The following is a 15,498-nucleotide window of genomic DNA, read 5'->3' on the forward strand; positions in this document are numbered from 1 at the left end:
GGACGCGCTGCTAAATGCTGTCTGCTGGTGTTTATCGATGATGCTACAGGAAAATTGCAGCATTTACGCTTCTGTGAATCAGAATCAGCCTTTGATTATATGATTTCAACACGCTTGTATGTTGAGCAGCATGGTAAGCCGTTGGCATTTTACAGCGACAAACATTCAGTCTTCAGGGTGAATCAAAGCAGCAAGAAAGACACCAAGATTACCCAGTTTGGACGCGTACTCAGTACCCTGAATATCGATATCATCTTCGCCAATTCACCACAGGCCAAAGGCCGTGTGGAACGTGCCAACAGAACCCTTCAGGACCGTCTGATCAAGGAGATGCGTCTGGAAGGTATCAGCTCGATTGAGCAAGCTAATGCCTGGCTACCCTGCTTCATTGAGCAGTTCAATCAGAAGTTCGCCAAGATGGCTTTTAATCCTAAGGATCTACATCGGCCTATCACTGAAACAGCCGAAGAATTAGATGATATTTTTACTTGGCGTGAACCCCGCAGAGTCACGAATAGCCTGACGATTACTTATGATAAATGCGTATATCTCCTGGAAAACACCGAAGAAAATCAAAGGTTGATCGGTAAGTATCTTGAGTTCCTGGAATACCCGGATGGTACTGTAGCCCTCATGCATGATGGCCGAAAGATCAATTACAGCCTCTTCGATAAATTAAGTCAGCTGAATCAGCGAGAGATTGTTGAGAATAAACGGTTGGGTGCTGTTCTGAATCATATCCAACAACAGCATGAAGAACTGGAACAACAAAACAAACGCAATCGTTCTCAAAAGATGCCAAGCAGACGTGCACAGAAAATAGCAATCAAAGAACGAAATCTAAATCCTGTGCTTGACTTGGAATTGTCCATATAGGACATTTCTATTTGGTTATTAGGTAGGACATTTCTACTTAGGAATAACAATATTCATTCAGCAAAATAATCTCGGTATCGCCTTGCTGAATCGTACCGCTAATTTTAGCTTGCCATTGGCTGAACTGGCTGCCCACCAAACGCAAATTCAGATTTTCATAACGGCGCCAACCTGTGCTGACGGTTAAATTCAGCTGATGATCCAATGAGCGAATACTCCACAAATCTTCATCTTCATGTTGGAACAGCACATCTGTTAAGGGATACAGCAAACCATTGATCCACAAACAGTTTTCATTGCCAAAACTTTCATTCACACCAGAAGCCAAATTCAGCCCCACACGGCGGTTTTCGGTATCCCAAAAATTACACGATAACCAAAACCATGCTGTTTCAGGACGCAAAAAACCACAGGTATCATCCAGTGAGGCAAAAGTCCGTTCATGGAATTGAATGGTTTGTCCTGTTTTATTGACAAAATACCCTTCACAACCCAACGTGGTCAATTTTTGGGTATAGGTCCAACCATTAATGCCTGTCGGGCTACACATACTTAATGGGTCTGTACCTGCACAAAAAATACGAGCACTGAGTTTAATTTCGCCATATTTGGTCACACGGATATAGCGCACACCATTGGCATGTTGAATTTCAATTTGAAATGGAGATTTATCAAAATAACTTTGATTGAATAAAGGCTGTTCATCCAACACGGTATTGCGGGATAAAAAATTAATCGCATTCCATTCCTGCACTTCACCCGTCATGTGATTATAAATATAGACAAAACCATGACCTGCCCATGCAATATCTGCAATGGCTAAACCAATGGTATAGTGCTCATGTTGAATGCTACAAAATTTAAACTTTTTATATTTTAATCGCTTACGCCAACCCGACAGTACTTCACCATACGGTGTTTTGTATTGGTAGGCTTGGTAATCAATCTTTTTGGGAAGTTCACTAAAACGTCCATAATGCGGTTGTCCATTCGCCTGAATTAAATCCATTGAAGACATTCCCTATTGTCTAAAACAATTCATCTTTGGTCGTATTATGCCTACAAATGCATGTACAAAAAACCCGCAGCTTATGATTTTGTTGAAAAACTTATAAAAACATAGATTGTTTTCTTTTTTCGCCACTCAAGTGACTATAAAATCAACAATGCTTGTAAGTACATTCATCAGACTTCGCTCGCGAGTTCAACATTAGTGACTCAACGTGAGTGGTGGCAGTAGCTAAAACTGCCCATAAAAGACAATCTATTTTAAAGTAAAAGCTAATCTAAGAAGATTTAAACATCTGAATCCAAAGTCAGATACGTATTTTCCCAGCGATTAGCTGAAAATGAACCTTCAACCAGTTGCACATAGCGACCGTGCACCTGATCAATTGCCAAACAATCATCTACCTCTAAAACCCGATCGGTGTGCTGTTTTTGCCAGTGCTGGGCAAAATAAGCTTTTCCACGTTGCTTTGCCACCATTGGATTTTGTGCTACCACCAACACATAACGATGCAATTCTCCAAATTCACGCGGATCATAGCCACCCAAATTAATTAAATACAAGCGATTTTCAGATTGATTCGGCTGTGCATCTGTGAATTTTAAATAATAGGATTTGCCTTCAAACTCTACACCGTTGATTTGCGCCCACGCATCAATATGTAAACCGTTGGGTTCTGCAAACCAGGCCTGCTTGAGTTGAGAAAAGGTTTCTTCTAAAGCATCACCCACTGCAAGTACCACATCATGCACTTCTGTGTTCGCCCGTGCATGACGCCCACCCAACATGACGATGAATAAACTTGGCATACCCGTCCCCTACATAATTTTTAGCTTTAATGGTTTTAAAGTAGCGAGAATTTTTAAATGAACCAATTAAAAAATCGTGCCGAATTGCTTCAGCACGATTAAGGAATTGAAAATCTAGCCTGCTCTATTTCGAGCATGTGGCAATTTACATATCTACCATTTCTACGCCATCTAAACGTGCAACAGTCATTAAGTCTTTATCACCACGACCTGAAACGGTCGCAATAATGATTTGGTCTTTATCCATAGTTGGCGCAAGCTTGGTGACATACGCCATCGCATGTGAACTTTCCAATGCAGGAATGATCCCTTCAATACGGGTTAGGTCACGGAAACCTTGCAAAGCTTCTTGGTCATTGATTGGCACATAATCGACACGGTGCATATCTTTTAAGAAGCTATGCTCTGGCCCTACACCTGGGTAATCTAGACCTGCAGAAATAGAATGGGTTTCAATAATCTGACCTTGCGCATCCGACATTAAATAAGTACGGTTACCGTGCAATACGCCTACGTGTCCTGCATTCAATGGCGCAGAGTGTTTGCCTGTTTCAATGCCCAAGCCCGCAGCCTCAACACCGTACATTTTCACTTCGGCATCATTCAAGAATGGATAGAACAAGCCCATCGCATTAGAACCACCACCAACACAAGCCACAAGTGCGTCAGGTAAACGACCTGCCTGCTCTTGAATTTGACGACGTGCTTCACGACCAATAATAGATTGGAAATCACGTACCAATTGTGGATACGGATGTGGGCCTGCGACAGTACCAATCACATAATACGTTGAATCGACATTGGTCACCCAGTCACGCATAGCTTCGTTCATGGCATCTTTTAAGGTTTTAGAGCCACTTTCTACAGGTACAACAGTTGCCCCGAGTAAGCGCATGCGGTACACGTTCATGGCCTGACGTTTGACGTCTTCTGCACCCATGAACACTACGCACTCTAAACCTAAGCGGGCTGCAATCGTTGCGGTTGCCACACCATGCTGACCAGCGCCTGTTTCGGCAATAATGCGTTTTTTACCAGACAACTTTGCCAGTAATGCCTGACCAATGGTGTTATTCACTTTATGTGAGCCTGTATGGTTCAGGTCTTCACGCTTTAAGTAAATTTGCGCACCACCTAACTCTTTAGACCATCGCTCAGCATAATACAAAGGACTAGGACGACCTACATAGTAGGCGAGATCGCGGTCGAATTCTGCCAAAAACTGCGGATCATCTTTCATGCGGAAATACAATTTTTCTAAGTCTTGTAAAGCCGCCATCAGCGTTTCTGACACAAAACGTCCGCCATGGATCCCAAAATGCCCTTTTGCATCTGGGAACTGGGTATAGTCAATCACTGGATTATTGTGATTTGTACTTTGCTGATCCACGTTGGACTCCTTGCATGAAGTGTTCTATGAGTTGTTGGTCTTTAATACCTTTTGCAGACTCTACCCCGCCACTAACATCAACGGCATAGGCTTGGGTGGTCTGAATTGCATCTTCAATATTGGCAGGGTTTAAACCACCCGCCAATATTAAAGGAATATCGAGTTTGGGGAATTTTGACCAGTCAAAACTGTGTCCTGTTCCACCTTTCAGCTCAGGATGCCACGCATCTAATAATACTGCGCTTGCACCTGCTTGTTGATAGCTTTTTATCGCATCCAACACATTTAAATCGGGTTTAACCTGTATGGCTTTGTACCATCTGCGTCCGACTTGCTGAGCAATCTGCTGACATTGTAACGGTGTTTCATCACCATGAAATTGCAGAATGTCTAAAGACACTTGTTTTAGTACTGCGGCTATGTCATCTGCACTGGCATTTACAAACAAGCCAACTACTTGCACATAAGCGGGTATGTGTTGCACAAGATTTTCTGCTTCTGCAATGCTGACATTACGAGGACTCGGTGGATAAAACACCAAGCCAATCGCATCTGCACCCGCATGCACAACACTGTTTATATCTTGAATTCGCGTGATTCCGCAAATTTTGGTACGGGTACGCATCTTTTTGGACTCTAATTCTGTCTTCATTTTTCCAATCTAAAATAGAGGATGGTTCTTTGTATTCATCCATCACATTTTGATCAGATATTGGGGCAAATCATTGTAATGCAATTTTCAGAGGTTGAGTGAAGTTCAGGCGGATTATTCTACATTTCCGTTGTTTAAATGCTGAACAGACTTTATACTTCGCGCAAATGCAACGAGTTCTAGCTTTGAGCTTTAGGGAAGTTGGTGAAAGTCCAACACTGCCCCCGCAACGGTAACCATGAAACGTATATCAATTTAAATCTTATGATTTACACCACTGTATGAACAATATGGGAAGGTGGATATACAGCGAAGCAATCATTGATTAAAAGATGCTTGGCACATTGAAGTCCGGAGACCTGCTTGTTGTGCCCTTAACTCAATCATTCACGTGGGGTGAATGTATGGAGCAAAGTCATGTCTACTCTTTTTCAGCCTACTGCTTTAGTGGGCGCAATTGCGCTTGCAATGGGTTTCTCTACGTCTGTATCTGCACAAGACAGTTCTAATGTTGTCAATGCATCTTTAGACACTTTAGTCGTTACCGCGACACGTTCTGAAGAAAACATTGAAAATGTGCCTGCGCGTATTTCAATTATTGAACCTAAAATTTTAGATCAATCATCAATTACATCATTCCCTCACATTTTGAAAAATGATGCTTCAATTAATATGGTGCAATCTGGTGGATTCGGGCAGCAAGCTTCTATTTTTTTACGTGGAACTGAATCTGACCATACGTTAGTAATGCGTGATGGTGTTCGTTTAAATACAGCAACATCAAGTGCAGCATCTTTGCCTTTTATAGACACTACAGATATTGAACAAATCGAGGTACTTAAAGGTCCTGCATCGGTTCTTTACGGAACTGATGCAATTGGTGGTGTTGTCCATATTATTTCTAAAACACCTCAAAAATCAGGTGCATTTGTTACAGGTGAGATTGGTGAAAATAAAACATACAAATCATCAATTGGTGCTGACTTTGCAGAAAATGGTGTTTACGCTCAAATTCGAGGTCAACGCTTAGAATCTGACGGAACACCGATCTTAAATAATCAAAAGCGTAATTATTCTTATGATCAAAAAGGATATAGTGCAAAGCTTGGTGTTGAGAAAGACAATTATTCTGCATCTATCGATTACAGTACAAATGAAGGACTAAACGAATTTAATAAATATGGTGCGCTTGAAGTTACAGATTTCAAAAATGAAATTGTAAACCTAAAAGGTAGTGTAAAACTTGTAGACCAATTTGAACTTAATGCTCGCTTATCTCAATTTAAAGACGAGGCAGATTATTTAGTTTCTCCTTCTTATATTCACAGTATTTCTCAAGAAGCAGAAGTTTTTGGTAAATGGAGTTTTACTAATTCACAGAATATTTTATTAGGTACAACACAACGCAAATTAGAAGCAAAAACCTCTGCGCTGAATGAAGAAATTGATTCTGCTGGCTATTATATTCAACACCAATTAAATACCGACAAGCTACATACCCAAGTTGGTTTACGTGTGGAAGATAACGAGAAATTTGGGACACATACAGTTGCTCAAGGTGCTGTACGTTATGATTTTTCTCCAATCACAAGTGTATATACCAATATCGGGACAGCATTCAAAGCACCAACTTTAAATGACCTATATGCAAATTGGGGTGGAAACCCTGATTTAAAACCTGAAGAAAGCATTTCTTATGAAATTGGTATTGACCAAAAACTACCATTCAATATTTTAGTTGGAGCTTCTACCTTCTATACAGAAATTGATAATTTGATTACATCAAAATGCATTTCAAATTGCCCTTCTTGGTCATCTTCTGACTGGAAAAACATAAACATAGACCAAGCATCAATTTTAGGTGCAGAACTTTATGCAAAATGGAAGCTAGAAGATTACTTCATCAGTACGAATTATCAGTATGCAAAATCTAAAGATGAACAAACAAACGACGATTTATTGCGTCGTCCACGTCATTCCTTAACTGTATCCGCTGGTATTCAAAATGATGTATATGGTTTAAGTACATCAATTATTGCAAAATCAAAAGCTAAAGACTTTGCAGATGATGAAAATGATCCTTTAACAAATTTACCTGGTTACGCAACAGTTGATTTCAATGCTTATTGGAATGTTAATCCAAACATCAAACTATTTACTAATATCGAAAATATGGGTGATGTAAAGTTTAAAACAGCCTATAACGGTTCAAATACCTACTACATCAACGGTGGCCGTCTCGCTTCTGCCGGCGTGACCTTTAAATACTAAGTTCAGCCTTTTTAGAAATACTTTTGAGAATCATGTCATGCCTATGGCATGATTCTTTTTATTTACAGCATCCAATAATTTAAGGAACTCTCATGGGTCACCGTTTAAGTAAAATTTACACCCGCACAGGCGATTCAGGTACCACAGGGCTTGGTGATGGTTCTCGCGTTGCCAAAGACGATTTACGTATTGATGCGCTCGGTGATGTGGATGAACTCAATGCCGTGATTGGTGTACTACGTGCACAGATTTCAGCAAGCACGATTGAAGATAAAGCCACTTGGGACAAATCTTTAAGCCTGATTCAACACTGGTTATTTGATCTCGGTGGTGAAGTATGTATTCCGGGTTTTAATCTGGTACAACCTGTGTCGATTGATTTTTTAGAAAATGATATCGACCGTATGAATGAAGCCTTGCCAATGCTCAAAGACTTTATTCTGCCTGCTGGCACTTTAGTCTGCAGCTTTGCCCATCAGGCGCGCGCAGTCTGCCGCCGGGCAGAACGTAGCGTGATGTCAGTCCACTCTCGCGACCAGAATATTCAGGCAGCGTCGCTACAACTGCTGAACCGTTTATCAGACTGGCTATTTGTAGCATCGCGCACCTTGCAACGCAGCGAGGGCGGTTCAGAAGTGCTGTGGCAAAAAAATATCAATGACAGCATCGAAAACTAGAATTATTTCTTGATTCTAAATCTAAAAATACGCGTCAGATGTATCTTGATTTTACAGTGCATCTGACGACAATAAGCCTTATCATCTTTTTGTCACATAGCACGCATACAATGAAATCAACTTCTCAATTTATGGGCAGTCTATGCGCATAATTGGTCATCGTGGTGCACGTGGCGAAGCCCCTGAAAATACCCTAGGTGGTTTTCAATACATTCAAGACATCGGCATTCGCGCCGTTGAGTTTGATGTGCGTCAGCTCAAAGACAATGCCCTAATCATCATGCATGATGATGACTTTGTGCGAACCACAGGTTTGCAAAAGCATTTATATGAATGTAATCATCAAGATCTTGCACACTATAATCATGCTGTGACCTGGTCAGACTGGAATAAAGTTGAAACCACGCCCCTACTTAATCAAACCATGACCATTATTCAAAATTTTGATCATATTGAGGTTGAGGTTAAAGCAGTCATCTCACATGCCGATGCCGAAAAAATCACCCAAAGCCTAGAGCAACATTTACAGGGCTTTGAACACAACGCCATCATTACCAGTTTTGATCCTAAAATTCATTGGGCATTGCAACAACAAAAATCACGCTTTAAACGTGGTTTGTTGGTAGAAGATGATTTGCAATACCAAGCCATTGATCAAGCTTTAGCATTAGGTTGTTGCCAAATTGGCTGGATGAACGAACTCGCCACCGATGCCCTCATTCAAGCCACACAACAGGCCAAACTGAATATTAGTGTTTGGACAGTCAATCAAATTGAACGCGCCAAACAACTTAAAGATTTGGGTGTTCAGGGTCTAATTACCGATTATCCAAAACTGATGATGCAACACTTGTAAAGTGCAGACTAAGCGCATATATATGTTTAAATAACTGATTTTCTGTGCAGGTTTGGCTGTCATACCGCACATTTTCGTAAAAACCTACAAATACCATTATATTCTGTTACCACCCAGTACAATACAACTGTACAATAATGCTGTGATCGTGAATACGCTCATGCTAATATGCGAAAAAATTAATCCCTATAAACTTTAATACTATGATCATTTCCTTCGGGCAGATCATGATTTTATAACGGATTAAGCGTCTACTTATACCTCCCAAAGGTTCTAGGAGTGCTGTTGGAGATGAATGCTCCCTTACCCAAAGCCCCAATCAACTGGATTGCCATCTTTGCACTGGTTTTCTTACCTATTGTTGCCGTGATTGCAATTCCTTGGTATGCCTATCACCATGATTTTAGCTTAGCCGCTTGGATCAGTATGTTTGTATTACTTGGCGTAAGTAGCTTGGGTATTACAGCAGGTTATCACCGTTTATGGGCACACCGTGCCTACGAAGCTACGCTTCCTTTAAAAATTCTTTTGATGATTATGGGTACTTTTGCCGTTCAGAACAGCATTTTGTTCTGGGGTTCTGGTCACCGTACCCATCACCGCCATGTTGATGATGTCGAAAAAGACCCGTATTCAATCAACAATGGTTTTTGGTTTGCGCACATGGGCTGGATGTTACGTGACTACCCTGCCGCAGAGCCAAACTTTAAAAATGCGCCAGATTTGTTAAATGACAAATTGGTGATGTTCCAGCACAAATATTACGTGCCAATGGTAATTGCAGTGCATGTTGGCATTTTAGTGCCAATTGGCTGGGCTGTTGGCGATATGTGGGGTGTGTTGCTATTGGGCGGTTTAATGCGTCTGATTTTAAGCCACCATGTCACTTTCTTTATTAACTCGCTGTGCCACATGTGGGGTTCACGTCCATACACTGACGAAAACACTGCGCGTGACAACTTCTGGTTAGCCATTGCTACTTGGGGCGAGGGTTATCATAACTATCACCATATTTTCCAATACGATTATCGTAATGGCGTAAAATGGTGGCAATATGACCCAACTAAATGGTTAATTTGGACATGCTCTAAGTTAGGTTTGGCTAAAAATTTACGTCGTATTCCAAGCTTTAATATTAAAAAAGCAGAGTTAGCAATGCGCTTTAAATACGCAGAGCAAGACTTGGCAGTTTATGGTCACAATGTGAATGATGATATTGTGCAAGTGAAAAGCCGTATTGCGCAAGAATATGATGCATTTACCCAAACTTTAAATGATTGGGCAAAATTAAAAGAGCAAGAAATTCAAGCGAAAAAAGCGTCAATGGCTGAAAAAATCCACCAAATGGATGACAAACTCAAAGTTGAATTCCAGTTGGTTGAGCAGCGTCTTTCACACCATCGTGAAACCTTGAATTTGCTAATGCGTAACTTGAAAAAAAATCCAGTATCACAATAAGAACTGTGCTATGATACTCCGCTAAAGCCCTGACCTGTTCAGGGCTTTATGCATTTTTAGACTACAGTTTTTAAAGTCCAAGTTTGCTATAGTGAACCTCACTTTGTGCCAAATGCTCCCCCACTATGCAATTTAATCCACGTTATCCCACACTGCCCGCTCGCCTTTATCATCAACAGCAGCCCCTACCCTTAAAAGGCGCTAAAGCTGGACACTTTAATGCAGCATTGGCAAAAGCGCTGCAATGGAGTAGCGAGGAACAGCAGCACTGGGTAGAAATTTGCAGCGGCCAAATCACGTTTCAGGAATTTCCACCTTTGGCAATGGTGTATGCAGGGCATCAATTTGGGCAATGGGCAGGTCAATTGGGAGATGGACGAGGCTTACTGATTGCACAAGTGCTGGACACGCAACAGCGTACCATTGACCTACATTTAAAAGGTGCTGGCTCAACGCCTTATTCACGTATGGGCGATGGCCGTGCGGTTTTGCGTTCTGTGATTCGTGAATATTTGGCGGGGCATGCACTCAATGCACTTGGTGTACCTTCGAGCAATGCGGTGGGATTCACTTCATCTACACAAGGCGTACAACGTGAAAAACTAGAGCTTGGCGCCATGTTATTACGCACCTCTGACTGTCATATTCGTTTAGGTCATTTTGAATGGATCAATCAGTATCAACCCGAACTACTACCTGAATTTGTGCAAAAATGTATTGAATGGCATTACCCTGAATGCTTGACTGCCGAACAGCCTGTACTCGCCTTTGCCACCCAAGTCATTCAGCGCACAGCAGTGATGATTGCGAAATGGCAATTGGTCGGTTTTGCGCACGGCGTGATGAATACCGATAATTTAAATATTACTGGCTCTACTTTAGATTTTGGCCCTTATGGTTTTATGGAGCATTTTCGCCCGAACTGGATCAATAACCATTCGGACTACCAAGGGCGCTATACCTACCAACAACAACCGAGCGTAGCGCACTGGAACTTATGGGTTTGGCTGAATAATTTAATTCCGCTTGAGCAAAACCAAGATCAAAAAGAACACTGGAAACAAGCACTGGCAGCATGTTTAGAACATTTTGAACCAACTTTTTTAGAACATTACAAACTCGGCTTGTGTGAAAAAATGGGGCTGCCAAGCTTCCATAAAGACAGTTTTGACTGTGCAACCAATTTCTTACGCATTTTGCAAAGTGAGCAACTGGATTACACCCAAAGTTTTATCCGCCTACAAAATAAACAATACACAGAAATATTGGATGATTGTTTAGATCGTCGTCAGTGGGAAAGCTTTTTGGCACAGTATTTACAGATTCGTGAACATCAAGATACTGATGCTTTAGATGCCGCCATGCAACAGGCCAACCCGCACTATATTTTACGCAATCACATGGCACAAAAGGCAATTGAGCAGGCAGAACGCGATGATTTTTCAGAAGTTGAGCGTTTATTTACCTTGCTCAGCCAACCGTATAGCAAACAGCCTGAGTTAGAACAGCCTGAAGATTTAGCACCCTTGCCAAGTGATGTACCCGAAGTGATGGTGAGCTGCTCATCTTAGTGCTATTTTTAAGCAATAGGACGTTTAAAACTCCAGCAAAGTTATACACATTTTCTGTGGATAAAGATGTGGTTATCCACAGGATAAACTTTTAAGGTAAAGATGAATGGCACAAACACAGAAATCACTGCATCAACTTGCTGCCAATACCGCAGAAAAATTACCTGAAGTGAGCTTAAGCGAACCTTTTGGCGATGGCTGTTTGGTGCATAAGGTGGTTGATAAAGTGTTTATGCTGAGTTTGTATTTAAATGGTCATGCCATCATCAATCTAAAAGTGCAGCCTGAACATGGTGCCATGCTACGCGATTTTTATCCGTATATCCGAACAGGTTGGCACATGAACAAACAGCACTGGATTTCAATTTTTGCAGATGAGGACTTAGATGCACAACTGGTGCAAGATTTGGTCTTAAATTCTTATGAGCTGGTAGTCGCAAAATTAAAGAAAGTAGAAAGACAACGGATTGAGCTTTTGCGTAGTGCAACTTGAGTCAATAAAAATTTTTTAAAGCTATTTGCTCTGCACTTTTTCAACATAATATCTAACTAAGAAAACAAAAGCGAATCTTCCAAGATTCGCTTTTTCTATACCTGAGACTTACTCTTCTGGATACTCAAAGCGATAGCCTACACCATACACTGCTTGAATCCATTCATGCCGATTACCTGTTTCGGCAGCGTCAGAAATTTTACGGCGTAAGTTTTTAATGTGGCTATCAATCACACGGTCAGCCACTTCAAAACTGTCAGGGTTAATATGATCTAGCAATTGCGCTCTTGAATACACCTGCCCCACATGCTCTAAAAACAATTCCAATAAACGAAATTCGGTCGGGGTCAAATTCAAGGTTTTTTGCTGATACCAAATACGCTGCTGCGCTTTATCCATGCGGAATAAATCATTGCTTTCAGGCTCAACTTTGCGTTCTAAGCGACGCAAAACCGCTTGCACGCGCGCGACCAATTCTTTTGGACTAAAAGGCTTACAAACATAATCGTCTGCCCCCATGTTTAAACCCAACACCCGATCTATTTCTTCTGTTCGGGCGGTGACCATAATAATTGGCACATCGGACTGTTCACGTACTTTGCGGCAAATGGTCAGGCCGTCCATGTGTGGTACCATCAAATCCAAAATCATCAGGCTTGGTTTACGCTGCAAAAAGCTGTCATAAGCTTCTTGCCCATCATGAAACATACTGACTTCAAAACCAGCAGCTTCTAAATAATCTCGTACCAATTGGGCCAGTTCAATTTCATCTTCAACCAGTAAGATATGTTTCATGCACGATTCCTTAAAGTCCATTAAGATTTGATTTTTGGAAAACTTAATTTGCAGCGTAAACCACCCAACGGTGAATGAGCAAAACTTAACTCTCCGCCTAATGCTTTGGCAATTTTGACCGATAAGGCCAAACCTAAACCTGTACCACCTGTCGCCCGAGTGCGTGAATCATCGGCACGATAAAAACGTTCACCCAAACGCGCCAATTGTTCATCACTTAGGCCAAACGGGCTGTCATCTACATACACGGTCCACTCGGTTGCGCTTTGACTGGTGTGAATATGCACCTGCCCACCTGCTTCGGTATAGCGAATACTGTTACTCAATAAGTTGAGCATAATTTGTTTAAAACGGTCTATATCTAATTGTAATTGCGTGCCTTCGCCAGACACGATCAAGTCCAATTGCGCCTGCTCAAATTTCGGCTTAAAGCTTTCAATTTCCTGTTCAATCACTTGCCAAGGATCAATGCTTGCAAAATAGCACTTCAATTGCATGGCTTCAGCTTGCGCCAAGTCCGACAAATCCTGCGTCAGTTTTTTCAGGCTATTGACCTGATGCATCATGGCAGCCAAATGCTCTGGCGTAGCTTTGCGGATACCATCTTGCATGGCTTCAATTTGTGCCTGCAATACCGCCAATGGGGTTTTCAATTCATGCGAAGTATCTGCCACCCACTGACGGCGTGAGTTTTCATGTTGGTCTAAAATCACTGCCAAATGGTTCAGTTCTGTCGATAAATCACCCAATTCATCATTACGCTTGACCGTGACCTGATGCTGATAATGACCTTTGGTCAATTCACGTGTACCATTTAATAAGCGCTGAATTGGCTTTTTAAAATAGGTCGCTAACAATAAGGCAGCAATCAAACTGGCCAAAATACTTAAGGCATAAACCAATAATAAATAACGAGTTTGCTTACTAAAGAAGTTAATACTTAACGCATCTTCCTGCTCAAGCACAGGTTTTAACCCCAAATAGCCCACGATTTTTTCACCGACCATAATTGGACGATAGGAAATCTGAGTTTCCGCAGGCTCACCCACAACAAACTGACGCTGCGCATCATATAAAGATAAACGTGAACTCAACCCCAAACGGTCAGGCATCGAAATAAACTGTTTTTTACCCGAAGCGTCTGTTGTATTGTTCTGCCCTTCGTTTTTACGATCTGAACGGAATGCATTTTGATTGGCGCTTAAAGGAAATACTAACCCCTCAAAAGGCTGAAACTGCGAAGGTAAATTTAGCTCTAACCAACGTAACTCTTCTGCATTGGCTTGACGCTTCATTGGGTCCGGCTCAACCACACTCGGATTTACATTGGCTAAGCTATGTTCCTGAAAATAGCGCTGCTGCAAGGCAATATCATACTGACGACGCAACCACCAACGCGATAAACGGTCATAATCATCGGGTGCGGCTTCGCCTTCTATTTGTAAAATTTGCGCCTGAATGGCATTGCCCCAGTCATGGTACACCGCATACACTTCTGCCAAGTTTTGGATGACCAAATCCAGCTTCTGCATTTCTACGTCGGCCACGTATTTACTGAAGTTACGCTGCATATTGACATGCAATACCCCCAAACTAACCGTGGTGATTAGCAAGGTCGTCAGTAGCACTGTTAAAAACAGGCGTAAGGCGATGGGAATGCGGCGAATTTTCAATAGAACAGTCTCAGAATTTTTTCTTCATTTTGAGCATTGTAACCAACAGCGCTTCAAAAAACTCTCCATTGTTTCTTCATCTTTATTATTTAATCTTAACTTAAGCAAAGTCGGATTCCAGTTAAGGAGATGTAAGATGAAACAGATGACAAAAATCGCGTTACTTGGGGCGAGTGTTTTGGGGATGGGTGCTTTAACGGCTTGTCAAACCAGCAATGACTTAACGGATCGACAACAGACACGTATGATGAAGCATCATGCTGTAGCCGACTCACGTTTTAGCCCAGAACAACGTGAACAGTATCGTGCGAAGCGCGCAGAACACCGTGCTTTCCGTAGCCAGATGCAACAAGCATGTGACAATAAGGCAGCAGGTACAAAGCTGCAACTCAAACTCGGCGAAAAAACAGTTTCGGGCACCTGTACTATGCGCTTTCAGCCAGACCGTCAATCGTTTAAACAACAACGTCAATATATGATGAAACAGCATCAAGCTATGCATGCCAATATGCAGCGCCCGCAACGTGGTGAAGTACTGACCGATGCACAACGTGCTGAAATGACCAAACAGTACGATCAACGATTGGCACAGCGTCAAGCTCATCAACAAGCAATGCGCACAGCTTGTGAAGGTAAAACCCATGGTCAAAAAGTTCAGGTTAAACTAGGCGACCAACAACTCAATGGTCAATGTTTAGTACGTTTTCAGCCAAATCAGCCTATTCAACCTTTAAAAATCAAGCAATCTGCATCACGTTAAACAATCATACCAGTCAATTCACACTGTTTTAAAGGCGCTCATTGAGCGCCTTTTTATTGATCTTTTTATCCACTGCACTCAGACATGTCTCTTTACGCTTTTTGACTATTTGTGTCATTTCAAACTCAGTAAAACTGTTTACACTCAAACAACTTAGCCATTTCAAGATAAAAATCTTTGACTTTGCAGTCACTAAGAAATGCTATTT

General features: G+C 41.6%; 14 protein-coding genes and 1 riboswitch. Of the genes, 8 read left to right on the plus strand and 6 right to left on the minus strand.

Annotation, left to right across the window (positions count from 1 at the left end; genetic code table 11):
• A partial coding sequence (locus tag HHA42_RS04355) for an ISNCY family transposase (RefSeq protein WP_168525513.1) occupies positions 1-876 on the plus strand: 876 nt, incomplete at its 5' end.
• A 37-nt stretch (positions 877-913) separates the two neighbouring features.
• On the opposite strand, the gene HHA42_RS04360 is transcribed toward HHA42_RS04355, so the two are convergent.
• The 4 genes from HHA42_RS04360 to HHA42_RS04375 all read right to left on the minus strand — a co-directional run bounded on the left by HHA42_RS04360 (position 914) and on the right by HHA42_RS04375 (position 4,709).
• Entirely contained in the window at positions 914-1,885 is a 972-nt protein-coding gene (locus tag HHA42_RS04360) for a DUF2804 domain-containing protein (protein WP_168525515.1), read from the minus strand.
• Positions 1,886-2,172: 287 nt separating this feature from the next.
• Positions 2,173-2,694, minus strand: a complete 522-nt coding sequence (locus HHA42_RS04365) for a DUF1543 domain-containing protein (protein ID WP_168525517.1) — start codon at positions 2,692-2,694, stop codon at positions 2,173-2,175.
• A 145-nt stretch (positions 2,695-2,839) separates the two neighbouring features.
• Positions 2,840-4,084 (minus strand): tryptophan synthase subunit beta, encoded by a 1,245-nt coding sequence (gene trpB, locus HHA42_RS04370; protein ID WP_168418573.1) that lies wholly within the window; start codon positions 4,082-4,084, stop codon positions 2,840-2,842.
• Entirely contained in the window at positions 4,056-4,709 is a 654-nt protein-coding gene (locus HHA42_RS04375) for a phosphoribosylanthranilate isomerase (protein ID WP_168525579.1), read from the minus strand. The genes trpB and HHA42_RS04375 overlap by 29 nt, the downstream gene beginning before the upstream one ends.
• Positions 4,710-4,893: 184 nt before the next feature.
• Positions 4,894-5,118, plus strand: a riboswitch (cobalamin riboswitch).
• 35 nt (positions 5,119-5,153) lie between these two features.
• On the opposite strand from HHA42_RS04375, the gene HHA42_RS04380 reads away from it, so the two are divergent.
• The 6 genes from HHA42_RS04380 to HHA42_RS04405 all read left to right on the plus strand — a co-directional run bounded on the left by HHA42_RS04380 (position 5,154) and on the right by HHA42_RS04405 (position 12,062).
• Entirely contained in the window at positions 5,154-7,007 is a 1,854-nt protein-coding gene (locus tag HHA42_RS04380; RefSeq protein WP_168525519.1) for a TonB-dependent receptor, read from the plus strand.
• Positions 7,008-7,099: 92 nt separating this feature from the next.
• Positions 7,100-7,684: a cob(I)yrinic acid a,c-diamide adenosyltransferase gene (locus HHA42_RS04385; protein ID WP_005172582.1), complete on the plus strand. Its 585-nt coding sequence runs from the start codon at positions 7,100-7,102 to the stop codon at positions 7,682-7,684.
• Between the two features lie 142 nt (positions 7,685-7,826).
• A complete protein-coding gene (locus HHA42_RS04390) occupies positions 7,827-8,540 on the plus strand; it encodes a glycerophosphodiester phosphodiesterase (protein ID WP_168525521.1) in 714 nt (237 codons plus the stop codon).
• 291 nt (positions 8,541-8,831) lie between these two features.
• Complete coding sequence (locus HHA42_RS04395) at positions 8,832-9,998, plus strand: acyl-CoA desaturase (RefSeq protein ID WP_168418568.1); 1,167 nt, start codon at positions 8,832-8,834, stop codon at positions 9,996-9,998.
• Between the two features lie 125 nt (positions 9,999-10,123).
• Complete coding sequence (locus tag HHA42_RS04400) at positions 10,124-11,569, plus strand: protein adenylyltransferase SelO family protein (protein ID WP_168525523.1); 1,446 nt, start codon at positions 10,124-10,126, stop codon at positions 11,567-11,569.
• A gap of 106 nt (positions 11,570-11,675) precedes the next feature.
• Positions 11,676-12,062, plus strand: coding sequence for an MmcQ/YjbR family DNA-binding protein (locus HHA42_RS04405; protein WP_168461631.1), 387 nt, complete (start codon positions 11,676-11,678; stop codon positions 12,060-12,062).
• Positions 12,063-12,170: 108 nt separating this feature from the next.
• On the opposite strand, the gene HHA42_RS04410 is transcribed toward HHA42_RS04405, so the two are convergent.
• Both HHA42_RS04410 and baeS read right to left on the minus strand, forming a co-directional pair.
• Positions 12,171-12,857 (minus strand): response regulator, encoded by a 687-nt coding sequence (locus HHA42_RS04410; RefSeq protein WP_168525525.1) that lies wholly within the window; start codon positions 12,855-12,857, stop codon positions 12,171-12,173.
• A 20-nt stretch (positions 12,858-12,877) separates the two neighbouring features.
• Positions 12,878-14,530: a sensor histidine kinase efflux regulator BaeS gene (gene baeS / locus HHA42_RS04415; RefSeq protein WP_168461898.1), complete on the minus strand. Its 1,653-nt coding sequence runs from the start codon at positions 14,528-14,530 to the stop codon at positions 12,878-12,880.
• Positions 14,531-14,666: 136 nt separating this feature from the next.
• Between baeS and HHA42_RS04420 the strand changes: the two genes are divergently transcribed.
• The gene (locus HHA42_RS04420; RefSeq protein ID WP_168418563.1) at positions 14,667-15,290 is read left to right on the plus strand and encodes a hypothetical protein; all 624 of its coding nucleotides are present in this window, start codon (positions 14,667-14,669) and stop codon (positions 15,288-15,290) included.
• Positions 15,291-15,498: the final 208 nt, after the last annotated feature.

The sequence above is a fragment of the Acinetobacter sp. A3 genome, from assembly GCF_012371415.1.
In the GTDB taxonomy this organism is placed as follows: domain Bacteria; phylum Pseudomonadota; class Gammaproteobacteria; order Pseudomonadales; family Moraxellaceae; genus Acinetobacter.